The sequence below is a fragment of the Ornithinibacillus salinisoli genome (genome assembly GCF_042684965.1).
Taxonomy (GTDB): domain Bacteria; phylum Bacillota; class Bacilli; order Bacillales; family Amphibacillaceae; genus Ornithinibacillus; species Ornithinibacillus salinisoli.
On record NZ_JBHUMI010000017.1, the window covers coordinates 139,122 to 164,087 of the forward strand.

Sequence of the window (24,966 nt, forward strand, 5' to 3'; positions counted from 1 at the left end):
TTGAAGAAAAGGGAAACGCCATATAGTTTCCCTTTTCATTTTGTAAAAAAGAAGGTAATTCTTATGTATAAACAAGCAAATGTCATTATTTGGATGCTCATCCTTATTATTACTAGCATCTGGGGGTATAGCTGGGTCATGATGAAAGCTTCCCTCTCCTTTATGGGTCCGTTTACTTTTAGTGCCTTTCGATTTGGAATTGGTGCAGTAACGCTTTTACTTATTGTATTAATCTGGAAAGTGAAGCTTCCGCCAAAGGAACAATGGAAACATCTCATCGTCGTAGGAGTCTTGCAAACGACGATCGTTTTTTTACTCGTCATGTACGGGTTGCGATTTGTCGATGCAGGAAAATCATCCATCATATTATACACGATGCCGATATGGAGTAGTATATTGGCTGCTAAATTTCTTGGCGAAACATTAACGAAGAAAAAATGGGTAGGACTGTTGATAGGAATGCTTGGTTTGTTCATGGTAATTGGTTGGGATTTCTTTAGCGAACAACGCATGAACGTCATCTTTGGTGAAATCTTGATCGTAATATCTGCTGTTTCCTGGGCTGCATCTAATGTATATTACAGAAAAAAACTAGAAGGTTTATCAAAATTACAAGTATCTGCCTTTCAAATGCTGTTTGGTACAGTAGGAATTACTGTAGCTGCTTCAATCATGGAGTGGGGCGAACCAATCCATTGGAATGGGGAATTGATTAGCTACATATTATTTACAGGTGTACTAGCATCCGCCCTATGCTTCACCGCCTGGTTTATTATCCTTAGTAGAATTGATATGGTAACTGCAACCTTATCAACCCTACTCGTACCAGTATTCGGACTATTCTTCAGCTTGCTACTACTAGACGAAATCATCACAACAAACATCATCTACGGCTCCATACTAATAATAGTAGGAATCATTATTTGTGTAGGGACAGGTCCCATGTCTAAGGGGTCAGTCCCCTCGTCCCATTAGGTAAAAAATGGGTTGACGGGAGTGGGATGAGGGGTCTGACCCCTCATCCCGGAAGCAAAACCACTATTTGTGGTTTTGTTTTTTTATTGTCAGCATTTAATAGTAAAAAAATTACTCTGTGGTGAAATTAAGTGTTGCATTACAGAGTAATTTTATTTACTATATAAAGTAAAGGGAGGTTTATTAATGAGTGAAAACATTCGTTTAAATGTTGCATTGTTAAAAAGACGTGTTCCAAACCTTACGATTGCTGCTAAGTCAGTGGGATTACGACCAGCAACTGTATCTAACTTAACTACAGGAAAGATCTCTATCGCAAAATCTGAGGTTAAAACGTTAGTTGCCTTAGCATCTATTGCTGATTGTACACTTGATGAATTAATCATTAGGGACAATGATACGGAAAAAATTGAAACCGGTATCAAAGTATTGGACTTGTTTGCACCATTAGTACGTGGAGGGACTGCGGGATTAGTTGCTAGACCAGGAATGGGGCAATTAGTACTTATGGCAGAGATCTTTTTACGATTGAAAAAACGCCATTTTTCTACCATATTTCTCATGCCTAGTGAAGAGACAGTGGGAGTAAATGATGTCATCGAGCAAGCTGATTTTAGCAGCTCTTACCCAGACGATATTTACAACCGAGTGCAAGAAAGTAACGAAGAATCAGACTTCGTTATTGGGGTAGATCGTTCGATGGTAGTTACAGGTGATCTTATTGATCTTCAGGAAAAACTACAAGAGGCTACGGTAAGACCGATAACGTTAGTGTTAGTTGATACGTTAGGAGAAGTAGTTGATGAAGATTTACCATATGGTCCTTTGGAAACGTTTTGGCGATTCGATATGGATCTAGCCACAAGAAAAATGTTCCCAGCGGTAGATCCAGTTATTTCAACTTCAACCATACTTGAAGGTACGTTTTTAGACTCATCCCAATTTACCGTCCAACAACGTGCAAGAAAGCTTTTACGTCGTTATAAGGAATTAACTTTTATCGTTAATCAATGGGGAACGGAAAAACTATCTGAATCTGATTTATTGGTTTATCGTAGGGGACAACGATTAGAAGCTTTTCTTACTCAACCTTTCTATGTCACAGAACCAGTGACAAAGAAAAAAGGGGAGTGGGTGAGCCTTCAAGATACGATTGAGCAGGTGCGGAAAGTATTAGATGGTATCGTTGATCATATAGATGTTGAAGAGCTCTTGTATGTAGGTGGTATGGATGTCTAACATGTACAATGTATACCCATCAAGAGAGACGCTACATGGATTTTTTAGTAGGGATCTTGATCCAATTTTGAAGATTCTATCAGGAGATACTGTTGTTTTTCAAACACTTGATGCGGCATGGGGGCTAGATAAACGATCCAGTACTGGTAGTCCGAGAAAGAAATTTTCGGATATTGCTCCAGATCGCAAAAGTAAAACCTTTGGCCATTCGTTAGTTGGTCCGATATTTATAGAAGGTGCAATGCCGTATCAGACGTTAGAAATTAAGATAAATGAAGTCATTCCAGGGTCATGGGGATGGGCTACTGCTGGAGGTTTTAAAAGCTATTGGAATGAAAAGATGGGCATGGTAGACGAAAAAGAGGTAAATTTAGATTTTGAACTTGATCATAATAAAATGATTGGTCGAAGTCAGTTTGGGAATTTTAATTATTCGGTCAAGCTGAGTCCATTTATGGGGATTATGGGAATGCCACCGGCGGAATTTGGGCAACACACGACGATTTCCCCAAGACGGTGGGGTGGAAATATAGATTGTAAAGAATTACAGGCGGGAAGTATTCTCTACCTACCCATTCCAGTTGAAGGTGGCCTGTTTTCGGTTGGAGATGGGCATGCAGCACAGGGAGATGGTGAGGTTAGTGGTCCCGCGTTAGAGTGTCCGATGGATAGAGTCAGTTTAACATTTAACGTACTAGATGATACGCCCATCAAAATGCCTCGAGCTAGAACCAAAGACGGTTGGATAACGATGGGATTTCATGAAAACCTTGAAGAAGCTATGTGGATAGCTTTAAGTGAAATGTTAGATTTGATGTCAACCAACTATCAAATCTCACGGACAGAAGCTTATGCATTTGCATCCCTTGTTGTCGATTTACGTATTACCCAAGTTGTTAATCATGTTAAAGGAGTTCATGCTTTTCTATCTTTTGATGCATTACGTTAATTCAAAATTGGAGGGGATTGTATAATGAGCAACATTGAAAAGGGTTTTGCAGCTGTAAATGGAGGTAACATATATTATGAAGTAGCAGGTGAAGGAGAAGCGATTTTATTTTTACATGGACTTTTTCTAGATTCTAGATTGTGGGAGGATCAATTTCAAGAATTCGCTAAAACCCATAAGGTTATTCGCCTTGACCTCCGTGGCTTTGGCCAAACAGAGATTACTGAGGAACCGTTTACTAACTATGAGGATTTAAAAGGTGTATTGGATTATCTAAATATAGATAATGTGCATGTAGTTGGACTTTCATTCGGTTCATTACTTGGTCTAGAATTGACTATCGTTTATCCCAACCTAGTTGAAAGTTTAACCCTGTGTTCGTTTAAATTTACTAGTGGAGAAGAATCGGTAGAATTACTACAAGCAAGAAAGGAATTTCTTGAGGCTTACCAATCTATGGATGTCGAAAAGTGTATACAGTTACAAGCGGATATGTCTTTATTTGGAGGAAGCTCAGAGATTGAAGTTTCCAAGCAAAATGAAAGATTATATCGATCCATGCTAAAAGAAAACTTTCAAAAGCCAGCAATAAACAGGAAGCCGATCTTTCTTGGAAATACTCAAGAGAGATTAGGGGAGGTTCAGGCAAAAACTTTAATATTATATGGAGAAAAAGATTTTCAGGATTATGCTACTGGGGCAGAATTTCTACATTCCAACATAAACCATAGTGAAACAGATTCCTTTAAGCACTCTGCCCATATGATCAATCTAAGTGAACCAGACTTATTTAATAATAGATTACGAAACTTCATTAAGGGGTCAGTCCCCTCGTTCCATTAAGTAAAAAAATGGGACGAGGGGACTGACCCTTCAACCCAGGGAGTGATGAAGTAATGACAAAACGATGGATTACGTTTGATTTAGATGGAACATTAATGCAGAATCCTTTTGTTGATTGGGTTTTTCCAGAGATAATCTCTATTATTCAGCAACAATTAAATCAAGATATTGACATTAAGAAAATAATAGTAGAAGAACACGAGAAAAGAATGAAAGAAAATAGAATCGTTGAAGCATATGATTGGGACGATATTGTAAAACAAGTAATAGAAGAATTAAATTTATCAACAAAAATTGAAGTTACACAGTTGGTGGAAAAACATACTGAGACACCCAAAGTTTACCTTTTAGAAAACAATATTTTAAACACCCTGAATGAACTAAAGATAAGGAATTATTCCTTAGCTGTCGTAACAAATGGATATTCCATCTATCAAGTACCGGTGATGAAAGAATTAGGTTTAGATAAATTATTTGATACGGTAATTACACCAGACCTATGTGGCTATGCAAAACCAAATGAAAGTATATTAAATAGTTTATTATATGTTGGGGAAATCGTGGCCCATATTGGTGATCGAATTGATCATGATATCATTCTTGCAAATATGTTGGGAATTACTTCCATATTGATAAATAAAAATCTACCAAACAATCTCATAGAAATGCCATTGGAAAAAAGGCATGAAGATGAAACGTTTTTAAAAATTTGTGAGGAAAAATGGAGAGCAGAAAATAAAATGAAATCTGTCCCGTTCTTAAACGAAGCCGTCCCCGATTACGTTATAACTTCAATAGAAGAACTGACAGATATTTTTTGAGAAGGAGAGAGACGAGGGGTCAGTCCCCTCGTCTCAATGAAACCAAAAATTAAGTGGGACGGTGGACCTGACCCTCCGTCCCACTCAACACCTAAAAGAATAATAGTCCAATCGAAATGGGGATGAAGCTCCAGAATAGGACCATAACACAGAATCCCATGATGTCTTTTACTTTTAATCCTGCGATTGCGAGTAGTGGTAGTGCCCAAAATGGTTGGATCATATTGGTCCACGCATCTCCCCAGGCTACTGCCATTGCTGTTTTTGCTGAATCTACGCCAAGGTCCAATGCTGCTGGGATCATGATAGGTCCTTGGATCGCCCATTGTCCACCACCGGATGGAACGAAGAAGTTCACGATACCTGCACTGATAAATGTAAATAGTGGTAGCGTGAACTCTGTAGAAATATCTACAAACCACATCGACATTTGCTTTGACAAGCCGGAAGTAACCATCATACCCATAATCCCTGCATAAAACGGAAATTGAATGATAATTCCACCGGCATTTTTTACTGCACCGGTAACACTATTTAAGAATCGGCGTGGTGTACGGTGGAAAAGGATTCCTAAGAATAGGAAGATAAAATTGACGATGTTTATGTTTAGGTCAAGTCCATTTTGAACGAAATGATAGATGATAAATACAAGACCTAACGCCCCAACGATAATAGAGATAATCTGGCTGTTTTCTAACCGTTCTGCTGGTGTCATATCTTCTTTCGGTGCATCCTCTTCTTCTGGTTCTTCGATAGAATTTGCTTGAAGATTTAGAAGTTCAGGATCAATTTTCCCTAAACTATGGGTCGATCTCATTAACATACGATTTAACAAAGGTAGTGTAATGAGTAATGACCCGACAATAAATAAGTTAAAGCTACTTAGTAGTGTTTCTGTAACTGGAACAACCCCAATCATGTCTGCTAAAAAGTGATCCTCTGTTGCAATTTTCAGTGGAACAGAACCAGATAATCCACCATGCCACAGCAAAAATGCACTATAGGCACTCGCCATAAGTAAACGATAATCGACAGACGGAACTCGCTTAGCCACATGAATCGCAAGTAGTGCACCTACCACTAAACCAAATCCATAATTGATCAAACAGGCGATTGCTGCAACAAAAGTTACAAGGAAGATAGCTTGTCCAGGTGTGTTTGCCAGTCTACTAATTTTATTTATTAACTTTTTAATAACCGGACTGTTCGCTAGGATATAGCCAGTCACAACAATTAAGGACATCTGCATAGCAAATTCTAACAGATCCCAAAAACCGCCACCCCAATATTCCACCATTTGTACAGGCGAACTGCCAGTGAAAAATATCCCGAGAAGAAATACAATAAATGTTAAAATGATAGCAAATAGAAATGCATCTGGTAAGTATCTCCGTACCATTCGGTCGAAGAAAGCAGTGATCGAACCAAACATAGAAAAAACCTCCTTATTAATTTATAAAATTACTACATCCTATTCTCGATGATCGAGATTATTCGAATAACTAAATGCGATTTTTACACACATGAGAATATTTTATCTTTAATCGAAGATTGGTTCAATGAGGAAGTGGTAATTTTATTGTTGGTGATTTATGGATGGGCGTTTAGGTAGTTAAGGGCATGCGGAATTGCGGTTGTGCGCGAATTTTTCATTTTAAGAGTGAATCGCTATCCTCGTCCGATATTCGAATATATCAGTTACATTTCGAATAGTAGTAGGATAAGTGACTTTTATGAAATGAAGGGTGTTTTAATAATGGCAAATGATAAAATCCAATTATTAGAAAGTCGTTTTAGAACTATGGTACAAAAGGATAGCAAGATACATAACGCTTACTTATTAGTCCATTCGGAAAAGGGGATTCATGTGAATTTGGCCGAAGGAATGACAGGTGAGATGAAGGCAAGCGCCAATCAACCTTATTATGTAGCGAGTGTGGGCAAGCTATTTACTTCGGTAGTAATTTCCATTTTAGTAGACCAAGGAAAATTATCCTATGAAGATCATATTATAAACTACTTAGACGCAACCCTTTTAGAAAAATTACATGTATATGAAGGAAAAGATTATACGGATCAAATTCAAGTGAGGCATCTATTAAACCATACATCTGGTGTGCACGACTATTTTGAAGATAAACCAAAACAGGGGAAAGCGATGCTTGATCTATTGCTGGAAGAACCAAATCGATTTTGGACACCGCAAGAAACAATAGCATGGTCGAAGGAACATTTAACATCACACTTTCCTCCAGGTGAAGACTTTCATTATTCCGATACCGGGTATCATATATTGGGGTTAATAATTGAACAGGTTACATCCAGACCATATCATGAAGTCTTGAAAAAACATATCTTTCAACCTCTACGAATGGACCATACATATTTACTCCAACATTCCAAACCGATTGAAGAAACGAAAGAACCAATTGCGGATATAAATATTCGTAACAACAATGTTACAAATTACCGTAGTTTAAGCATTGATTATGCTGGAGGTGGGATAGTAGCACCTGCAAGAGATTTGTTGAAATTTATGAAGGCAGTAGTAAACAATGAAATAATTACACAAGAATCACTTGAGCGCATGCATGATTGGGCAAAGTTTGCGCCAGGTATAGACTATGGATATGGAATTATGAAATTTAAACCGACTCCCATTGTTTTACCAAAAAAATATGGCATGTGGGGAAATGCGGGGATAACAGGTAGCTTTATGTTTTATCATCCGGAGCTTGAGACATATATTATTGGTAGTTTAAATCACTTTCTATACCATCGGAAAGGGGTTAAATTGGCTTTTAAAGTGATTGATTCTCTTTCAAAGTAATCTTTCAAAGTAATCTTTCGAAAGTATGTTATAGAGGAATCTGGCTTAACTAAGAGGTAAATATTGAACACTCCTGACACATAGCAAGATAGGGTTAAAAAACTAGTATCATATACTAGTAGGACTTCCTACATGGACGGTAATAATATGATTGAATATCGTGAAGATGACCTTACAGTGAATGGGCAAAAAATCGCAAATGAAACTCATTGAGACCTAGATAGGTATCAGCGAGTTTTTTTGTTTATAACAGCTTGTTTTGTGGTATCTACATATTGAAGGCTTTCGGAATCATTCATATTCTGACAAGGCCATTCATAAGCCTTATTAAGGACAGGTTTAAGGTCCTAAATAATAACTAGGAGGATATTGGTATGGAATATGCCTTAACAGGCTGGACATGGTTTTGGTTCTTCATCCCGATGCCACTACTCGTGGTATGGGCGACAATTACATTTTTCACGGAAAGGAGGAATGATGAAGAATGAATGCAACATTAGTAACCTTTGTTTTATATTTATTGATTATGATCACGATCGGAATTATAACCTACCGTATGACGAATACATTATCGGATTATGTGCTCGGTGGTAGAAAATTAAACAGCTGGGTGAGTGCGTTTTCGGCTTCAGCGAGTGATTTTAGTGGTTGGTTATTAATTGGATTACCTGGAGCGGCGTATGCGGCTGGTCTTGGTACATGGAGCTTGTGGATTGCTGTAGGTTTAGCAATTGGAGCAATGATTAACTGGCAATTTGTTGCCAAACGTCTACGTATTTACACAGAATACACGAATGATTCGATTACATTGCCACAGTTTTTTGAAAATCGTTTCCACGATAACTCCCACTTGCTTCGAGTAGTTTCTGCTGCTTTTATATTAGCGTTTTTCCTTTTCTATACGGCATCAGGTCTCGTTGCTGGCGCTAAATTATTCCAAGGTACGTTTGAGATTGACTATCATATGGCATTAGTTGTTGGTGCAATTATTATTGTGGCGTATACCTTTTTAGGTGGATTTTTAGCAGTAAGTTATACCGATTTTATTCAAGGGGCACTAATGTCTGCAGCTTTATTGTTTACTTCGATTTACGGATTGTTTAAAGTTGGCGGCTTTGGGGAACTGTTTAATAAGTTAGGTTCTATTGACGGCAGTTTAATTAATGCATTTGCGGACACTTCTTATGATCAAGCTGCAGGAGTTCTTTGGGAATCCGCTGGTGCAATTGGTGCTGTTGGAATTATTTCCGCACTAGCTTGGGGACTTGGCTATTTTGGACAGCCTCATATTTTAGCACGTTTCATGGCGATTCGTTCACATAAAGAAGTACGAAAAGCTCGTTTGATAAGTGTAACGCTTGGACTTGTTATTCCACTATATGGCGCATTGATTGTCGGAATGCTCGGGATTACGACGTTTGATCAAGCCTTAGCGGATCCGGAACAAGTATTTATTCAGTTGGTACAATTTATTTATGATCCTTGGGTGGCAGGGTTTTTATTAGCGGCAGTTTTGGCTGCGATAATGAGTACGGTCGACTCACAGTTGCTTGTCTCGTCAAGTGCATTAACAGAGGACTTTTATAGAAGATATCTGCGAAAAGAAGCGAGTCAGCGAGAATTAGTATGGTTTGGCCGTATATCTGTGCTGATAATAGCTATAATTGCCTTAATTCTAGCTTGGAACGAAAGTAGTTCTGTGTTAGATTTGGTGTCGTACGCATGGGCTGGTTTTGGTGCAACATTTGGACCGGCAATATTGTTCTCGTTATTTTGGCGTAGAACAAGTAGAAATGGTGCAGTAGCAGGGATACTTGTCGGTGGTCTAACAGTTTTCCTATGGCCATTAACAGGTTCTGCTCTATATGAAATGGTTCCTGGATTTATTTTATCCAGTCTAGCGATTGTAATTTTTAGTTTAATAGGAAGCAGTCCTTCGAAGGAAATCTTAGAAGGATATGATAAGGTTTCGAGTGTGAAGTAGACAAGAGGGACAGTGGATACTTCTGCTGTCCCTTCTTTATGATTAGGAAAGGAGACATAGATGTGAGTCAGGAAAAAATTTATGGTAACACACCTTGTTTTTTAGGTGGCAAGAAAGTTAGTTTGGCCGATGATAGTTTTCAAGATAGTGATGTGTTGATTTATGGGGTACCGTGGGAAGGCTCTGTTACTTGGGGAGATTATACAGGTTGTGAGTTAGGTCCAAAAGCGATACGGCTGAATTCTGCTCGTTATTCTGGGTATCTACCAGAATTGAATCATATCGATGTGCTTCGTCATTATGCTATTGGGGATTTAGGGGACGTAGATGTTGTCCCAGCAGATACGAAAGAGACGATGAATCGTATCGAAAATTTTGCTAGTGAGGTCTGGAAAACAGAGAAATTTCCTATTGCATTTGGAGGAGATCATGGGATTACATATCCGATTGTGAAAGCATTAAGTGAAGAGATTGACGGAAAAGTAGGTATTATTCACTTAGACGCTCACTATGATAACCACCCAGATTATGAAGGGGAACTGTATGCACGCAATACCCCATTTCATCGAATCTATGAAAGTGATAGTGTCCGAAATGAAAGTATTGTGCATATGGGAATTCATGGCCCGAGAAACATGCCAGAGACTGGGAAGTATGCGAAACAAGTTGGTGCAACAACGATTACTTCGAGGGATATTCGGTTAGCTGGTGATCTTGTTGATATGGCCAGACAAGCATATGAAATAGCTTCGGAAGGAACAGAAGCGGTTTATTTAAGCATTTGTAGTGATGTACTAGATTTTGCGTTTAATCCAGGTGGACCTGTTGATGGAAATGGATTGACTTCATTTGAATTGGTCGAATTGGTACATGAGTTTGCGAAGTTAGGTATTCGTGGAATGGATTATGTAGAGGTATACCCGCAGCAGGATGTGAATGATAATTCTTCGCATTTTGTGAGTACAGTGGTGTTGTATGCGTTGGCGGGGAAGATTTTTGGAGAATAAATATTTTAGTGAAAAGTGTGCTTCTAGCATGCTTTTTTTGATGAAAAATATTTTATAAATTTTTATCAAAAAGTGTTAAACATTATCTAATCGTGCCGATATAAGTAATACATCATCATGATGTAAAATGTTATGGCCGTAACATTAACTACTTTGGTAATAACTCTAAAAGAGTTGTTATAGATGCGAGACATAAGGATGTGACTCGCAAAAAAAAATACACTTACATGGAGGTAAGGAAATTATGATTATTAATCACAATATTTCAGCACTAAACACTCATCGTCAAATGGGCGCAAACAACAACGCAGTACAAGGATCTTTAGAAAAACTTTCTTCAGGTCTACAAATTAACAAAGCCGGAGATGACGCTGCAGGATTAGCAATTTCCGAAAAAATGCGTGGTCAAATCCGTGGATTAGAAATGGCATCTAAAAATGCTCAAGATGGAATTTCATTAATTCAAACTGCTGAGGGAGCTTTGAATGAAACTCATTCTATTTTACAACGTATGCGTGAATTGACTGTACAAGCAGGAAACACTGGTACACAAGAAAGTGAAGATTTACAAGCAATACAAGATGAACTTGATGCTTTAGTTGAAGAAATTGATGGAATTTCAGAACGTACACAATTCAATGGTAAAGATTTATTGACTGGTGATTTTTCTGGAGCTGGTAATGAATTAACATTCCAAATTGGAGCAAATGCAGGACAACAATTAGAACTTAACATTGGAGATATGTCAGCTTCTGCTTTAGGAAGTGGTGTAGACGACATTGATGTTACAGCTTCTGGTTTTGATTTTGATGCAGAAATTGCTAAAATTGATTCTGCTATCGGAGCGGTATCTTCACAACGTTCTGAACTTGGTGCAACGCAAAATCGTTTAGACCATACTATTAATAACTTAGGTGCATCTCAAGAAAACTTGACTGCTGCTGAGTCACGTATTCGCGATGTAGACATGGCTAAAGAAATGATGGAATTCACTAAAAATAATATTCTTACTCAAGCTTCACAATCAATGTTAGCTCAAGCTAACCAACAACCACAAGGAGTTTTACAACTTCTACGTTAATAGTTAAAAGAAAAGGCTCTCTTTGGAGAGTCTTTTCTATTTTTACTTAACCGTGAAAAGAATTAGTTATATCCCCCTCCTTCATATAAATCCCACGATAGTTCAATCATTATAACTTTATAATCTACGTTTTTAACCGATAATAATAATAGAAGATTATATTTTAACAGGAGGTCACTATGCAACTTATATATAATAATCAACAATATCATATAGATGAGAATAACAATTTTATAGCTAACATATTAAAAAAAATTAATGAAATAAGTAATGATAAAGATGTAGTATTTAGTCACCTGATAATTAATGATGTAGAAGTTTTTGAGAATTATGAAGTATTTTTAAAGGAAAATATAAATAGATTATTTAAAGTTGAGATTGTTACAAAGAAAATGAATGAAATGTTATGGGATACAATGATATCAATTAATGAATATTTACAAAGAGCTATTCCTGCGTTAAAAACGTTAGTCAATGAGAGCTATGAAAAATTTAATGATGAAACATGGATGGGAATTAATCAATTAGCTGAAGGTATGCAATGGATCCTGCAGTTCTCTACATTCACTAGAGAAGTCCCGCGGCTACCAATGAATTGGGACAAAGTACAAGACAGTGTACAAGCTTGTGAAGATAGTTTTGCTAAATTAATGGAAGGTGTTGAAGTGCAAGATACTGTATCAATATCAGATATTCTAACCTATGAAGTAACTCCAGCTTATGAGCAATTACAAGAAAACTTAGCTATCGCCTCGAAAGATGAGGAGTTTTTAAAAAATGTTAATTGATAATACTTTACTTCTAAAAGAACGATTTCCGAATGTTAGCAAATACTATTTAAATCATGAGAATGAGTTACAAACACATAAAATAGATGTATTAGATTCGAAATCCGGACATAAAACTATTCGCTTTATTAACGATAATAAGGGTCTCATGGTTCATAGTGGCTATAATCCTCTTCGTGAAGCTGAGCGTATTATATCTTCCCATCAAGATAAGGTAAAAGAACATACACATGTTTTCTTTTATGGGATTGGTATGGGGTATCATATTGAGAAATTCATCGAAATGTTTCCAAATAATAGCTTCTCCATTTATGAACCCATCCCAGAAATTTTTAGCTCTATGTCTCAGCATAGATTGTTATCTTCCATCATTACTAATCATACGAGGAATTTATATATTGATTCACCATTCAATAACACAACTGAGTATTTAGAGGAATTTAATATCAATAATAGTATTCATTTAATTATTCTACCGAGTTATGAGAATCTTATCAGTGATAAGATAAGTAAATTTCGCTACGATATAAAAAAGGTTATTCAGAACCGTCGTAGAAGTTTGGCAACCAGTGCAAAATTTCAAAAACGTTGGGTTCTAAATAGCTTGCATAACTTTTCCGAAGTTTTAGATACTCCAAATATATTAACAGATATAGAACGGAACAATTTTAAAGGGAAACCTGTTGTAATCGTATCTGCTGGACCCTCTCTAGAGATGGATTTGGAGCATATAAGGCATATTAAAGAGAAGAAATTAGCGTATATATTTTCAGTAGGATCGGCTATAAATAGTTTAATTGCTCACGATATTATACCAGATGCTATTTGTACCTATGATCCTAGTGAACTAAACTATGAAGTATTTAAGAAACTGATTGACAGTAATATCGACCATATACCTATGTTATTTGGATCAAGTGTAGGGTATGAAACGCTAACAACATATAAAGGTCCAAAGGTGCATTTTATAACATCACAAGATCGAACTTCTATTTATTTCCTAGAAGATCAATTAAATATAAATAAAGATCTGATCTTAGATTCACCATCCATTGCCATTATGACTTTTCAAATATTAAATAAACTTGGTGCGGACCCAATTATATTTGCAGGACAGAACTTAGGATATATGAATGGGCGCTTATATTCTAAAGGGATTGAATATGAACATGTTGATTCAACCCTTGATGAAGAAAAGTTAGGAAATGCTATTATAATTCAGGATGTATATGGTAATGCTATTAAAACTAGCAAATCATTCAGTAGAATGCGAATTATTTTAGAAAAGTATGCTGAATATTATAATGGGGAAAGTACATTCATTAATACGACAAAAGGTGGAGCAGCCATCAAGGGCATTCCATTTCAACCTATTGAAGAAGTTATTGAGAAATATTTGACAGCTCCATTATCAAAGGAATTGTGGTGGAAAAAGCAGAATGGATATAACAAAAGGGGTATTGAAAAACACTATCTTAATTTAAAAAGTAGTAGAGAAGAATACTACGATGTAATTAATAATATCACGAGAATTATGAAATCTATTTCTATAAATATCAAGGTAAAAAATAAGCAAAATCTAAACATTAATTTAAGTCAATTCGATTTACTCTATAATAGATTAATGAAAAATGTCTATTATAAAAATTTCTTATCGTTTTATATCCGAGTGCATGTAGAAATTGTCACTAATGAAATAAAACGATTAAATCATAAGAAAGATCAATTTATTATTGGAAAAGAATTATTAAATGTTTTCTCCGGCTTTTTAAAGAAATGCAAACATGGTGATTCGGAGTTAGAAAAAATATTAAATGAAATTAAACTTTTCAGTGATAATTAAGTAGCAAAAAAGTGCAAAATAGCTTATATTTTGCACTTTTTTAATAGAACATTTATAAATCATTATTATTTAATAAAATTTTAACTAATTCGAAGTCTATTTCTGAATCTACATCAATTGATTTATTTTTGTCCATAATATATGCAAAACTTTGAATCCCGTAAAATGTTTTCTTTTGCAGGAAAAGCTTTACCTTACTTAAGTAAATTGCACCATTCAACCTGTAATAAGGAGTGAGATCCTGACGTCTTCTATGGTTTGTTAAATGAATAAAATTATCCATCGATAACGTTTCATCTAAAGTATTCATTAGCAATGGAGAATGTTCAGCCTCACATACACTTACGATAGAATTGGCTTTTAGTTCAAATAATATTTTCACTGCATTCTGTATGTCATTGACATTTCTTAATGGGGAAGTAGGCTGTAACAACATAAAATAATCATAAGTATATCCCATTTTTTCCATTTCTATTAACGTGTATTCAATTACATCAATTGTAGTTGAAGTGTCAGAAGCTAGCTCTTTCGGTCTAAGAAAAGGAACTCTTGCGCCATGTTCTTCAGCTATAGATGCGTATTTCTCTGAGTCAGTTGAAACAACTACATCATCAAAAATATTTGATTTTAGAGCAGCTTCAATTGTATATGCAATCATAGGCTTTCCATTTAGACTTTTGATATTTTTATCTTTTATTCCTTTGGATCCACTACGTGCAGGAATAATTGCTATAAAGCTATTACCTTCATACATGTTGTTACCTACCTTTAATATCATAAAATTTCTTTTTAATATCAATTTGTTTACTTAAAGCTAACTTTATTTCATCTATTACTTTATTAGAAACATTCCCGTTTCCATAGGGGTTCTCTAATGTCCTAATACTTTTTCTAAATTCTTGTTTTAAAGCATTATTAATAGCTTTTACTATCTCTTCTTTCTCGGCAGGACAATTTAAGATTGATTTAGCTTGAATTCGGCCTCTTTGTCTGTCTCCAATATTTACTGTAGGAACATTAAAAGATGGTGCTTCTATTATCCCACTAGAAGAATTACCAATAACCACATCTACATATTTCATTGCACTTAAGTACCTCAATTGTCCCATTGAAGTAAAAGAGATGTATTTGTCCCTATTAATATTGACATATTCATCGATCATAGTATTTATGATTCTTCCATCCATATCCGAGTTTGCTTTTGTAAAAATTACTTTAAGACCTTCTATTTGATCTAAAGCATTTAGAAGGATTTTAAACTGATCCTCTGATGAATAATTGTTTTCTAATGTGACTGGATGGAATGTTACTAGTGCAGTATATTGACCAAATCTAAAGTTTATATCACGTTCCAGCACATCTTTAGGGAGAGGGTTTATATTTTTGATATTCTCTATTCCTATTGCTCCAACATTAAATACTCTAGAAGGATCCTCGCCTAGTTGGATAATTCTATTTTTATAAGTACTTGTACTAGTAAAGTGTAAATAACTCATTTTAGTTATAGAATGACGCATAGCCTCATCAATAGCCCCTTCAGTTGTTTCTCCACCATGTAAATGAGCTACCGGTATTCTAGCAACAGTGGCAGCGCTAACTGCGGAAAATATTTCATAGCGATCTCCTAACACTAGAATAATATCAGGTTGCAACCTTTGGTAACATTCAGAAAAGCTAATCATTGCTAATCCCATTGCTTTATTTATCCCGATGGAAGAATCCGAACTCATTAGGATTTCTATTTTTTCATCTATTATAAAATCATCGTGTTCTATTTCTTTGTAAGTTAATCCAAATTCAGGGGACAGGTGCATACCAGTAACTATAAGTTTTAATTCTAATTGATTATCATTTTTAATTTTGCTTATTAATGGTTTTAATAGACCATATTCAGCTCTTGTTCCCGTAATAACACATATCTTTTTCATAATTCTATCAACTCATCTTCATAAAAGTTTCTCTTTGCAGTTTTTCCTAGTACTTCGTCCCAACTAATTGGAGATATACCGTTTCCAGGTCGCTTTATATCTAGATTAGCTTCAGAGAATAATTGCCCTTTTTTAATTTCACACCCAGCTACTATGCTTTTTCTAACAATATCTTTATTTTTTATTTCAGATTCAGATGGTTTTTTCATACCATCGCCAAGCGCTTTTTCAATATTTCTTATTCCTGTAATCATTGCCTTTAATTCCTTGGGTTCTAGGCTTGCTCGATGATCGGGACCATCCATTTCTTTATCAAGGGTAAAATGTTTTTCGATTACAGTTGCCCCCAATGCCACGGCCGCTATTGGTACTTCTATACCAAGTGTATGATCTGAGTAACCTACATTCACCTTAAGCCCATGTTTAATTGTGTTCATGGCTGTTAAATTAACATCCTTCATCGGTGTAGGGTATTCGGTATTACAGTGAAGCACAGTTATGTCTGTAGTTCCATAATTCTTAAGGATATTAATAGCGTTTTCTATTTCTCCTAATGTTGCCATACCGGTTGAGATAATGACTTTTCTTTTGGTCTGTCCAACCTTTCGCAAATAAGGAACATTGTTAATTTCACCTGAAGGAATTTTGAAAATTTCGATCCCGAGGTTATAAAGTAGTTCAATGCTTTCTAAATCAAATGGGGATGATAAAAACATAATTCCTTTAGAATTACTGTGTTCTAACAACTCATTATGCTTTTCATAATCTAATTCCAGTTTTTTTATCATGTCATATTGACTCTCACTAGAACCAGTTGTTTCATTTTGATATTTAGCTTTTTGCGCACTTTTTGTAACTAGCTTTTCTGCCTTAAAACTTTGAAATTTTACTGCATCTGCACCAGCATTACTTGCTTCATCAATTAATCTTTTTGCTAAATCAATACTTCCGTTATGATTAACTCCTGCTTCTGCTATAACAAATACGTTGTTCATTGCTGCACCACCTTGCATGGATTTCCATAAGCTTTTTGATTATTTCCTATATCTTGTACAACAACACTACCGGCACCAATTATTGTTTCCCTACCAATATTAATATTTTGAATGACCGTTGTATTAGTCCCAATATGTGTGAAATCTCCTACGTGAACTGAACCACTAAGTGTCGTTCCAGGTGCGATATGACAAAATTCCCCTACACTACAATCATGTTCAATAATGGCACCAGTATTTATGATAGAGTTACTACTTATAATTACGTTAGTGTTTATAATAGCGGCTTTACCAATAAAAGTTCCGTTTGATATATTGACATTTTCTGAGATGATAGCCGTATGATCGATGATGATTGGAAATTTATATCCAATCTTAACTGCCAATTGATACAGTTTTTGTCTAAGTGCCATATCCCCTATACTCCCAACTGATAGGAAGGCGTATTCTATTCCTTGTTGAAAATAATAAGGTAAATCATCATCTACACCTATTATTTCGTAATTATTGACTGTTGACCCAACTTTATCAATCGTATCGATAATTCCTATAATTTTATAATTTTCTTGACTTGCAAGTGTATCAATAACACTACTACAATGCCCGCCACCGCCAAGTAATAAAATATCTTTCATTTAGTTAACACCAAGCTTCTCTAACATATTCTCCATCTCTTTAAACTGCCCCATATCGAGCCAATCATTTTCATTAATGGGATAAACGCCTATTTTTTCGTTTTTTTCAATATATTGATTAATTAACTCTGTTATATGGTAAAAGGTATTTTCAGGAATGTCATTTATGCATTCAGGCTCTAGAATATACATACCTGTATTTACTAAATAGGCATACTCTGGTTTTTCTATCATCTCTTTCACACTACTAGCTTCATTAAGTTTAATGACACCATAGGGAATTGTATAATGTTTTAAAGAAGTAATTAGTGTAATTTTATTTTTGTTATCATAATGATATTTCAACATATCAGAGTAGTTACCATCAATTAATATATCGCAATTACTGACAAAGAAGGTTTTTTGCAATTTATCTTTCATTAGGTATAGACTCCCAGCTGTACCTAGTGGTTTCTCTTCATCAATATAATCTATAGTATAATTTTTATCCAGATCATTAAAGTAGGCCTTAATCATATTCTTTTTATAATTTGTTGTCATATAGTAATTGGTACATCCATATTCTACAAAGCGGTTGATAATTCTCTCGACAATAGGAGTATCACCAATAGGTATTAAAGGCTTAGGAAGAATTTTCGTATATGGTTCTAATCTAGTACCTTTTCCACCAGCCATTATAACAACAGGATTATTTAGTATATGATAGTGGTTCAGCTTTGTTTTGATTCTGTCATTCCAAAATATTATATCTATTACATCATTATTAAAGTTAAGAACTGGAATTGCTTCAATCATCTCTCTTTGTAAAATGTCTCTAGCCTTAGCTTTTTCATGATCATATATATAGATAGGGGATTTATTCATGATTAAACGAACTGTCTTATTTAAATCTCCATTTTTAAGCAGCCACCTTCTTATATCACCATCTGTTATTATACCTATTAACTTAGATTCTTCCGTAACAAGTAGAATTTTTTTTGCTGTTATATCAAGTTTTTTTATTGCTTCACTTATTGTAAATTCTTCATCTATAAAAAGGTCCTGTAAGATCATAAGTAATCTCCTCTTTCATTTTGTTACTTCATTTTAGTTAAAAGGTCTATAACACTATTAACTTCTTCGAGCTCTAGGTTTGAACTACATGGTATATTTAATATTTCGCTGATTAACATAGGTGCGTTTTCTATTTTATATGTTTGGTTTTGTAAATAAGGTTTTTGTTCATGAATTAATCCCCAAATTGGCCTAGTTTGAATGCCATGTTCATTTAATTTACTTAATACTTGAACACGATCTAAGCCGAATAACTTTTTATTTATAGATAAGGAATAAAACCAGTAATTTGGCCTTGTCTCCTTGTTAAACTCAAGAAGAGTTAACCCCCGAATATCAGATAATTTCTCCAAATAATAATGGTAATTTGTTTTTTTTATTGTTATAAAATTTTCTAACTGCTCGAGTTGTGCTACACCGATAGCAGCCTGTAAATTTGTCATTCGATAATTATATCCAATTTCATTGTGAATATAGTAGAGTTGGTCATCTTTTGCTTGCGTTGACAGATATTTAGCCTTTTCTGCTAATGGATTATCCTTAGCTATAAGCATTCCTCCGCCACCAGATGTGATAATCTTATTTCCATTAAAAGAGTAAACACCAAAATCGCCAATTGTTCCAGCATATTTCCCTTTAAATTTTCCAGACTTACAATATGTCCCTAATGCTTCGGTTGCATCTTCAATTACTGTAAGATTAAACTTAGCTGCAATCTCCATTATTTTTTCCATGTTAGCCATATTCCCAAATACATGGACGATAACGAGGGCTTTAATGACCTTATCAGTTCTTTTATTAACTAATCCATGACTTGTTAGCTTACATTCCGTTTGACAAAATTCTTCCAACTTATTTACATCGAGATTTAATGTATGATCACAATCCATAAAAATTGGTTCTGCACCTACGTATTTAGTAGGGTTAACTGCAGCAATAAACGTTAAAGTAGGAACTATAACCTCGTTGCCATTTCCAACTCCGGCTAAATGTAGTGCTAAATGTAATCCCGCTGTTCCACTTTGACATGCAACTGCTTTGCTGACTTTAAGGTAATTTGCTATATCAGTTTCAAACTTATCGATAAAGCTTCCACCAGTTGAAATCCATTCAGCTTCAATAGCTTCCGTTACATATTTTAATTCATTTCCTTTTAAATTTGGTACAGATAGAGGAATCATATTAATTCTCCCTTATATATTAAAAATGTCAGTTTTATATTTATCTAAGTTATTTTTTAGCCAGTCTATTGTTTCTGCAAGTCCTGATTCTAACGTGTAATGAGGTTTCCAATTAGTTAGCATTTTTATTTTTTCATTAGAACCAAGAAGACGGTTTACTTCACTTTTCTCAGGTCTATTGCGTTGTTCTTCATTTATAATTATAGCGTTTGGGTTTATCTGCTTAATTAGTTCTTCTGCTAATTCCTTGATTGATATTTCTTTCTGTGTTGCAATGTTAATCTCTTCGCCTATTGTGTTTTCACATTTAGCTATTTCAATAAACCCTTGCACAGTATCTTTTACATAGTTAAAATCCCTTGTTGGTGATAAGGATCCCAATTTAATTTCGTTTTTACCGGCTAGAAGCTGTGAAATAATCGTTGGTATTACGGCTCTTGCAGATTGCCTAGGTCCATAAGTGTTAAATGGTCTTACTATTGTTAATGGACTATTGAAGCTACGATAAAATGATTCTGCGATCCGATCCGCCCCGATTTTTGAAGCGGAATAAGGTGATTGGCCTTGAAATGAATGGTTTTCGTCTATTGGTACATATTTTGCAGAGCCATATACTTCGGAGGTGGAAGTGACTAAAATTCTCTTAGTTTTTAAATCTCGGGCAGCCTGTAGGACATTTAAAGTCCCTTTTATATTAGTATCCACATATGAATCGGGTGAGTGGTAGCTAAAAGGGATTCCTATCAGTGCTGCTAAATGATGTACTTCATCAATACCTTTCATGGCTTCCTTAACACCATTAGGATCTCTAATGTCTCCATTGAATACTTCAATTTCTTTTAGAATATCTTTAGGAAGTGTTTCAAGCCATCCCCATGAATTAAATGAATTATAGTAAACAAACGCCTTCACCGAGTGCCCGTCTTTAATTAATTTTTCCGTTAGGTGCGATCCAATAAACCCTTCAGAACCAGTTACTAATATTTTTGACATGTATCATAATCCTTTCAAATATACAGTGATATTAATTAAGTATATATTAATAATTTTATCGGTACAAAATGCTTGTGTGTGAAGTTGGGAAATTATAGGATAATTCGATATAGAACTAGAAATCATCTAGTCCAAGTATAGGTCAATTTTACTATCAAAATTTCCCAACCTCTAAAAACAAAAATTTTCTTGCCATATTCGACAAATTCCGATACCATTACTAATAGTTATTAATTACTAGTATAGTTCTATACTTCCAATAGAAAAAGGCAAACTATCTGAAAAGATAGGACGCAAAGCCTAGGGTCTAAGGTCTTATGACTTATGACTATGATCGCCTGGTTGCCAAGATGGATTTAAGTTAAATAAATCTTATTTTTGGCTGTTCTTTTTTAGGAATAGCCTTTTTTATTGGTCAAAATCCTTTACTACTAATAAAAATAGGAGTCGATGGCTATGGGAAATATTTTAATGATTAAGGAAAAAGATTTAGTAAGAGACGTCATCATAGAAAAATTACAGGAAATGCTTCCTCAACACAAGCTAACCGCATACAATTCAGTGGAATTTAGCTCACTTCAGCATAATGAGCAAAAGGTAGATTTATTGATTCTTGATATGAATACTAGAATAGATATTTTAGAAGCGATTGAAACATATGGACAACATCATACTAAAATTGCGGTGTGGTCTTCAGAACTAGAAAGTGATCGTTTATCAGATCTTTTTAAGCTAGGTTTACATGGTTACTTCTACAATGGCATGGAAATCAGTGAATTGATTTTCGCAATTAAAACCATGTTAAATGGAACACAATACATCCATTCTCAGCTAGCATCTGCATTACTAAGTGATTATGTGAAAATCACAAACAAAAAACCAATTCGTCCTTCCGGTATTTTAACGGAGCAAGAATGGAATGTCCTAGAGCATATTGTAAAAGGACATAATAATGGAAGTATAGCGAGTAGCCTATTTATCTCTGCAAACACGGTCAACAACCATGTAAGCTCCATATTAAAGAAATTACATGTGTCCGATCGAACCAATGCAGTAATAGTAGCAGTGAAAAATAATTGGGTAACACTATAAGTAATGATGAGAGATATTAAAAGTTGAATGACCAAAAGCAGCTCAGGTTCATGTAGCTGCTTTTATTTACCAGTAATTAAATTTCTTAAAAGACTACATATTACAAGAAAACTGTACGATATACTAAGTATCCTATTTTATAGTAAAAAGATCCTATAAATGATTACATGAGATATGGTAACTAGCTATTTATTCCTGTTTTCGTTTATTGAAATAACAAGTTGGCATTGAATAAATAAATAGTAAAAAAGATCTATATTTCGCTACAAAATAGGTTGCTAGTATTTATAGGAAAATATAACGATATAGCATACGTGATATGTAAGATTCATAGTTGGTTGAAATGGATAGTTTTTAACTACTCTTTCACCTAATTGGAGGTATACAGAAAATGGATAAAACATCAATTATAGGAATTTTTCTTGGGGTTTTTGCAATAGGAGTAGGAATGGTTATGAAGGGAGTTCCTGTTAGTGCTTTAATAAATCCTGCAGCATTATTAATTATTTTTATAGGGACTGCCGCATCAATATGTATCGCTTTTCCAATGAGAACCCTTAAAAAATTGCCTGCTTGGTTCAAAATCATCTTTATGGAAGATAAGCAAACAGATATCAAAGAATTAATTCATATGTTTTCCGATATGGCAGATCAAACTCGTAAAGAGGGGATTTTGATGTTGGAAAAACAAATAGGTGAGATGAAGGATCCTTTCCTTGTTTCGGGTTTACAGTTAGCGGTTGATGGTCAAACACCTGATTTTATTCGGGATGTAATGATGGAGAAAGTTGATGCGATGGAGAAAAGACACCAAGAAGGATCTGCTGTATTTACACAAGCGGGTACATATGCACCGACACTAGGAGTGTTAGGGGCAGTTGTAGGATTAATTGCTGCGTTAGGAAATATGGAAGATATGGAAAAGTTAGGTCATGCAATCTCAGCAGCCTTTATTGCAACATTGTTTGGAATATTTTCAGGTTATGTTTTGTGGCATCCTTTTGCAAATAAATTAAAAAGAAAATCACAGCATGAGGTTCATATCAAAGAGATAATCATTGAGGGAATAGTATCTATTACTAATGGGGATTCACCACAGATCGTAAAAGATAAACTAGGGTCTTATCTATCCACTAAGGAAAAGATTGCTTTTGAAGAGGAGGAAGCTCATGCGTAAGAAGAGAAACAAGGACGATAACCATGTAGATGAGTCCTGGCTTCTTCCATATGCAGATATGTTAACACTGCTACTTGCTTTATTCATCGTTTTATTCTCAATGAGTGAGGTTGATACGCAAAAGTATAAAGAGCTTGCCCAAATATTTAATAGTGAATTTTCTGATGGAGGTAGCATCTTCGAAGACGAGGAGACCCCAATTGAAGAAAATGATCTTCCAGAAGAAGATGAAGCAGAAGACGAAGCTATGGACGAAGATAAGACAACTGAAATGCTATCCATGAGTGAACTACAGCAGGAAATAAATAACTATATTGAAGAAAATAATTTAACAGACGTATTGGAAACGAAGCTATCAGATGAGGGGTTATTGGTTTCCATTATGAATGATGTTTCTTTTGATTCCGGTAGTGCAGATGTAAGTGGGCAGGGTAGATCGATAGCAAGCGAAATCTCAAATTTTCTTGATACGGATCCACCTCGTCAAATTGTAATTAGTGGACACACAGATAATGTTCCAATGAACAACACTGAATTTGGTTCAAACTGGGAATTAAGTGTTATGCGAGCAGTTAATTTTATGACATATATTTTAGATAATGAAAATCTCGATCCGGCAAAGTTTAGTGCAAAAGGTTTTGGGGAGCATCAGCCTGTAGTACCGAATTCAAATGACGAAAATAGAAAAAGAAATAGAAGAGTAGAAGTTTTGATATTACCAAATTATACAATTAAAGAAAATGTAAAATAATGTGAGAAATTGTATTCATTTACTTCTAATAATTGTTAATACACATTAGAATTTAAAACTTTACATTAGGATATTCGTTGTAACGGATTGATAGACAAATATGCAAACAACATAGTAATAAAGAACTATTTAGTAATTAAAATAACTGTAAAAGGCAAACTATTCGAAAGGGTAGGACGCAAAGCAAAGGGTCTAAAGTACTGTTACTATGATCGCCTGGCTACCAAGTTTTCGTTACCACTTGGCTATTCTGTTTTATTCGGAATAGCCTATTTTACTATAACAGACAATATTATATCCATTGAGATTGATAAAAGGAGAGAATTATTATGACCACAGAAACAAGTGAAAAGAGTAAGTCGATAACTTCATTATTAAACGGGACAATTACTTCTATTCAAAATGTTGTTCCAATTCAACATGAGATTAAGGGGCCACAATTACTACAACAACCGTTGAAACTAGCATTTGGTGTTCTTATCGGTATTACTGGTGATTTAAAAGGAAAATTGGTATTAGCAGGAGATACTGCTGTATTTGGCTCTATTGGTGAAGCAATGTTTGGAATGCCATTAGAAGGAGAAATGTTGTCGTCCTTTAGTGGAGAGCTAGGGAATATGATTGCGGGAGGTCTTTCGACAAATATTATCGAAAGCGGAATACAAACAGATATTACTGCACCTACAATTATAGAAGGAAGTACAACATTAACTGGCTATGAAAGAGCCATTCATATCACCGCAGATTTTGGTTCAATTGGATCACTACGTATGTACCTGTTAGTAGATTAATAGAAGGGAA

The 24,966-nt window shown here is 35.0% G+C and carries 23 protein-coding genes and 2 riboswitches; of the genes, 15 read left to right on the forward strand and 8 right to left on the reverse strand.

What is annotated here, in order from left to right:
* Nucleotides 1-63: 63 nt before the first annotated feature.
* The 5 genes from ACFSTA_RS14650 (at nt 64) to ACFSTA_RS14670 (ending at nt 4,827) form a co-directional block, all read left to right on the forward strand.
* Nucleotides 64-975, forward strand: coding sequence for a DMT family transporter (locus ACFSTA_RS14650; protein ID WP_377557520.1), 912 nt, complete (start codon nt 64-66; stop codon nt 973-975).
* A 186-nt stretch (nt 976-1,161) separates the two neighbouring features.
* Nucleotides 1,162-2,214 (forward strand): ATP synthase beta subunit C-terminal domain-containing protein, encoded by a 1,053-nt coding sequence (locus ACFSTA_RS14655; protein ID WP_377557521.1) that lies wholly within the window; start codon nt 1,162-1,164, stop codon nt 2,212-2,214.
* Nucleotides 2,207-3,163, forward strand: a complete 957-nt coding sequence (locus tag ACFSTA_RS14660; protein WP_377557522.1) for an acetamidase/formamidase family protein — start codon at nt 2,207-2,209, stop codon at nt 3,161-3,163. Before ACFSTA_RS14655 ends, ACFSTA_RS14660 begins: the two co-directional genes overlap by 8 nt.
* 24 nt (nt 3,164-3,187) lie before the next feature.
* Nucleotides 3,188-4,006 (forward strand): alpha/beta fold hydrolase, encoded by an 819-nt coding sequence (locus ACFSTA_RS14665; RefSeq protein ID WP_377557523.1) that lies wholly within the window; start codon nt 3,188-3,190, stop codon nt 4,004-4,006.
* A gap of 53 nt (nt 4,007-4,059) precedes the next feature.
* Entirely contained in the window at nt 4,060-4,827 is a 768-nt protein-coding gene (locus ACFSTA_RS14670) for an HAD family hydrolase (RefSeq protein WP_377557524.1), read from the forward strand.
* A 91-nt stretch (nt 4,828-4,918) separates the two neighbouring features.
* Here the strand turns inward: ACFSTA_RS14670 and ACFSTA_RS14675 are convergent, their stop codons facing one another.
* Nucleotides 4,919-6,259 carry a short-chain fatty acid transporter gene (locus tag ACFSTA_RS14675; RefSeq protein ID WP_377557525.1) on the reverse strand — a complete coding sequence of 447 codons (1,341 nt, stop codon included), beginning with the start codon at nt 6,257-6,259 and terminating at the stop codon, nt 4,919-4,921.
* Nucleotides 6,260-6,583: 324 nt separating this feature from the next.
* Between ACFSTA_RS14675 and ACFSTA_RS14680 the strand changes: the two genes are divergently transcribed.
* The 6 genes from ACFSTA_RS14680 to ACFSTA_RS14705 all read left to right on the forward strand — a co-directional run bounded on the left by ACFSTA_RS14680 (nt 6,584) and on the right by ACFSTA_RS14705 (nt 14,360).
* Nucleotides 6,584-7,657, forward strand: coding sequence for a serine hydrolase domain-containing protein (locus ACFSTA_RS14680; protein WP_377557526.1), 1,074 nt, complete (start codon nt 6,584-6,586; stop codon nt 7,655-7,657).
* Between the two features lie 484 nt (nt 7,658-8,141).
* Nucleotides 8,142-9,641: a sodium/proline symporter PutP gene (gene putP / locus ACFSTA_RS14685; protein WP_377557527.1), complete on the forward strand. Its 1,500-nt coding sequence runs from the start codon at nt 8,142-8,144 to the stop codon at nt 9,639-9,641.
* Nucleotides 9,642-9,703: 62 nt separating this feature from the next.
* On the forward strand, nt 9,704-10,648 hold the full coding sequence (locus ACFSTA_RS14690; protein WP_377557529.1) for an agmatinase family protein: 945 nt from the start codon (nt 9,704-9,706) through the stop codon (nt 10,646-10,648).
* 244 nt (nt 10,649-10,892) lie between these two features.
* Nucleotides 10,893-11,729: a flagellin Hag gene (gene hag / locus ACFSTA_RS14695; RefSeq protein WP_377557530.1), complete on the forward strand. Its 837-nt coding sequence runs from the start codon at nt 10,893-10,895 to the stop codon at nt 11,727-11,729.
* 179 nt (nt 11,730-11,908) lie between these two features.
* Nucleotides 11,909-12,517 carry a hypothetical protein gene (locus tag ACFSTA_RS14700; RefSeq protein WP_377557531.1) on the forward strand — a complete coding sequence of 203 codons (609 nt, stop codon included), beginning with the start codon at nt 11,909-11,911 and terminating at the stop codon, nt 12,515-12,517.
* Nucleotides 12,507-14,360, forward strand: coding sequence for a motility associated factor glycosyltransferase family protein (locus ACFSTA_RS14705; protein ID WP_377557532.1), 1,854 nt, complete (start codon nt 12,507-12,509; stop codon nt 14,358-14,360). Before ACFSTA_RS14700 ends, ACFSTA_RS14705 begins: the two co-directional genes overlap by 11 nt.
* A gap of 52 nt (nt 14,361-14,412) precedes the next feature.
* Here the strand turns inward: ACFSTA_RS14705 and ACFSTA_RS14710 are convergent, their stop codons facing one another.
* Genes ACFSTA_RS14710 through ACFSTA_RS14740 form a run of 7 tightly spaced genes read right to left on the reverse strand, consistent with a single transcriptional unit; the run spans nt 14,413 to nt 21,145 of the window.
* Complete coding sequence (locus tag ACFSTA_RS14710) at nt 14,413-15,114, reverse strand: acylneuraminate cytidylyltransferase family protein (RefSeq protein ID WP_377557533.1); 702 nt, start codon at nt 15,112-15,114, stop codon at nt 14,413-14,415.
* A 4-nt stretch (nt 15,115-15,118) separates the two neighbouring features.
* On the reverse strand, nt 15,119-16,288 hold the full coding sequence (gene neuC, locus ACFSTA_RS14715; protein ID WP_377557534.1) for a UDP-N-acetylglucosamine 2-epimerase: 1,170 nt from the start codon (nt 16,286-16,288) through the stop codon (nt 15,119-15,121).
* Nucleotides 16,285-17,283, reverse strand: a complete 999-nt coding sequence (neuB, locus tag ACFSTA_RS14720; protein ID WP_377557535.1) for an N-acetylneuraminate synthase — start codon at nt 17,281-17,283, stop codon at nt 16,285-16,287. Before neuB ends, neuC begins: the two co-directional genes overlap by 4 nt.
* Nucleotides 17,280-17,918, reverse strand: coding sequence for an acetyltransferase (locus tag ACFSTA_RS14725; RefSeq protein ID WP_377557536.1), 639 nt, complete (start codon nt 17,916-17,918; stop codon nt 17,280-17,282). Before ACFSTA_RS14725 ends, neuB begins: the two co-directional genes overlap by 4 nt.
* A complete protein-coding gene (locus tag ACFSTA_RS14730) occupies nt 17,919-18,971 on the reverse strand; it encodes a nucleotidyltransferase family protein (protein WP_377557537.1) in 1,053 nt (350 codons plus the stop codon).
* A 23-nt stretch (nt 18,972-18,994) separates the two neighbouring features.
* Nucleotides 18,995-20,152 carry a LegC family aminotransferase gene (locus ACFSTA_RS14735; protein ID WP_377557538.1) on the reverse strand — a complete coding sequence of 386 codons (1,158 nt, stop codon included), beginning with the start codon at nt 20,150-20,152 and terminating at the stop codon, nt 18,995-18,997.
* Between the two features lie 12 nt (nt 20,153-20,164).
* Nucleotides 20,165-21,145: an NAD-dependent 4,6-dehydratase LegB gene (locus tag ACFSTA_RS14740; RefSeq protein ID WP_377557540.1), complete on the reverse strand. Its 981-nt coding sequence runs from the start codon at nt 21,143-21,145 to the stop codon at nt 20,165-20,167.
* Nucleotides 21,146-21,403: 258 nt separating this feature from the next.
* A riboswitch (cyclic di-GMP riboswitch) is annotated at nt 21,404-21,495 on the forward strand.
* A gap of 106 nt (nt 21,496-21,601) precedes the next feature.
* Between ACFSTA_RS14740 and ACFSTA_RS14745 the strand changes: the two genes are divergently transcribed.
* The 4 genes from ACFSTA_RS14745 to ACFSTA_RS14760 all read left to right on the forward strand — a co-directional run bounded on the left by ACFSTA_RS14745 (nt 21,602) and on the right by ACFSTA_RS14760 (nt 24,956).
* Nucleotides 21,602-22,237: a response regulator transcription factor gene (locus ACFSTA_RS14745; protein WP_377557541.1), complete on the forward strand. Its 636-nt coding sequence runs from the start codon at nt 21,602-21,604 to the stop codon at nt 22,235-22,237.
* 391 nt (nt 22,238-22,628) lie between these two features.
* Nucleotides 22,629-23,414, forward strand: a complete 786-nt coding sequence (gene motA, locus ACFSTA_RS14750; RefSeq protein ID WP_377557542.1) for a flagellar motor stator protein MotA — start codon at nt 22,629-22,631, stop codon at nt 23,412-23,414.
* On the forward strand, nt 23,407-24,165 hold the full coding sequence (gene motB, locus ACFSTA_RS14755; RefSeq protein WP_377557543.1) for a flagellar motor protein MotB: 759 nt from the start codon (nt 23,407-23,409) through the stop codon (nt 24,163-24,165). The genes motA and motB overlap by 8 nt, the downstream gene beginning before the upstream one ends.
* Nucleotides 24,166-24,308: 143 nt before the next feature.
* Nucleotides 24,309-24,393: riboswitch (cyclic di-GMP riboswitch) on the forward strand.
* Between the two features lie 101 nt (nt 24,394-24,494).
* The gene (locus ACFSTA_RS14760) at nt 24,495-24,956 is read left to right on the forward strand and encodes a chemotaxis protein CheX (protein WP_377557544.1); all 462 of its coding nucleotides are present in this window, start codon (nt 24,495-24,497) and stop codon (nt 24,954-24,956) included.
* Nucleotides 24,957-24,966: the final 10 nt, after the last annotated feature.

What these genes read in the sequence shown, in the direction of transcription:
- ACFSTA_RS14650 (WP_377557520.1), top strand. Translation starts at nt 64, where the DNA reads ATGTATAAACAAGCAAATGTCATTATTTGGATGCTCATCCTTATTATT.
- ACFSTA_RS14655 (WP_377557521.1), top strand. Translation starts at nt 1,162, where the DNA reads ATGAGTGAAAACATTCGTTTAAATGTTGCATTGTTAAAAAGACGTGTT.
- ACFSTA_RS14660 (WP_377557522.1), top strand. Translation starts at nt 2,207, where the DNA reads ATGTCTAACATGTACAATGTATACCCATCAAGAGAGACGCTACATGGA.
- ACFSTA_RS14665 (WP_377557523.1), top strand. Translation starts at nt 3,188, where the DNA reads ATGAGCAACATTGAAAAGGGTTTTGCAGCTGTAAATGGAGGTAACATA.
- ACFSTA_RS14670 (WP_377557524.1), top strand. Translation starts at nt 4,060, where the DNA reads ATGACAAAACGATGGATTACGTTTGATTTAGATGGAACATTAATGCAG.
- ACFSTA_RS14675 (WP_377557525.1), bottom strand. Translation starts at nt 6,259, where the DNA reads ATGTTTGGTTCGATCACTGCTTTCTTCGACCGAATGGTACGGAGATAC.
- ACFSTA_RS14680 (WP_377557526.1), top strand. Translation starts at nt 6,584, where the DNA reads ATGGCAAATGATAAAATCCAATTATTAGAAAGTCGTTTTAGAACTATG.
- putP (WP_377557527.1), top strand. Translation starts at nt 8,142, where the DNA reads ATGAATGCAACATTAGTAACCTTTGTTTTATATTTATTGATTATGATC.
- hag (WP_377557530.1), top strand. Translation starts at nt 10,893, where the DNA reads ATGATTATTAATCACAATATTTCAGCACTAAACACTCATCGTCAAATG.
- ACFSTA_RS14700 (WP_377557531.1), top strand. Translation starts at nt 11,909, where the DNA reads ATGCAACTTATATATAATAATCAACAATATCATATAGATGAGAATAAC.
- ACFSTA_RS14705 (WP_377557532.1), top strand. Translation starts at nt 12,507, where the DNA reads ATGTTAATTGATAATACTTTACTTCTAAAAGAACGATTTCCGAATGTT.
- ACFSTA_RS14710 (WP_377557533.1), bottom strand. Translation starts at nt 15,114, where the DNA reads ATGTATGAAGGTAATAGCTTTATAGCAATTATTCCTGCACGTAGTGGA.
- neuC (WP_377557534.1), bottom strand. Translation starts at nt 16,288, where the DNA reads ATGAAAAAGATATGTGTTATTACGGGAACAAGAGCTGAATATGGTCTA.
- neuB (WP_377557535.1), bottom strand. Translation starts at nt 17,283, where the DNA reads ATGAACAACGTATTTGTTATAGCAGAAGCAGGAGTTAATCATAACGGA.
- ACFSTA_RS14725 (WP_377557536.1), bottom strand. Translation starts at nt 17,918, where the DNA reads ATGAAAGATATTTTATTACTTGGCGGTGGCGGGCATTGTAGTAGTGTT.
- ACFSTA_RS14730 (WP_377557537.1), bottom strand. Translation starts at nt 18,971, where the DNA reads ATGATCTTACAGGACCTTTTTATAGATGAAGAATTTACAATAAGTGAA.
- ACFSTA_RS14735 (WP_377557538.1), bottom strand. Translation starts at nt 20,152, where the DNA reads ATGATTCCTCTATCTGTACCAAATTTAAAAGGAAATGAATTAAAATAT.
- ACFSTA_RS14740 (WP_377557540.1), bottom strand. Translation starts at nt 21,145, where the DNA reads ATGTCAAAAATATTAGTAACTGGTTCTGAAGGGTTTATTGGATCGCAC.
- ACFSTA_RS14745 (WP_377557541.1), top strand. Translation starts at nt 21,602, where the DNA reads ATGGGAAATATTTTAATGATTAAGGAAAAAGATTTAGTAAGAGACGTC.
- motA (WP_377557542.1), top strand. Translation starts at nt 22,629, where the DNA reads ATGGATAAAACATCAATTATAGGAATTTTTCTTGGGGTTTTTGCAATA.
- motB (WP_377557543.1), top strand. Translation starts at nt 23,407, where the DNA reads ATGCGTAAGAAGAGAAACAAGGACGATAACCATGTAGATGAGTCCTGG.
- ACFSTA_RS14760 (WP_377557544.1), top strand. Translation starts at nt 24,495, where the DNA reads ATGACCACAGAAACAAGTGAAAAGAGTAAGTCGATAACTTCATTATTA.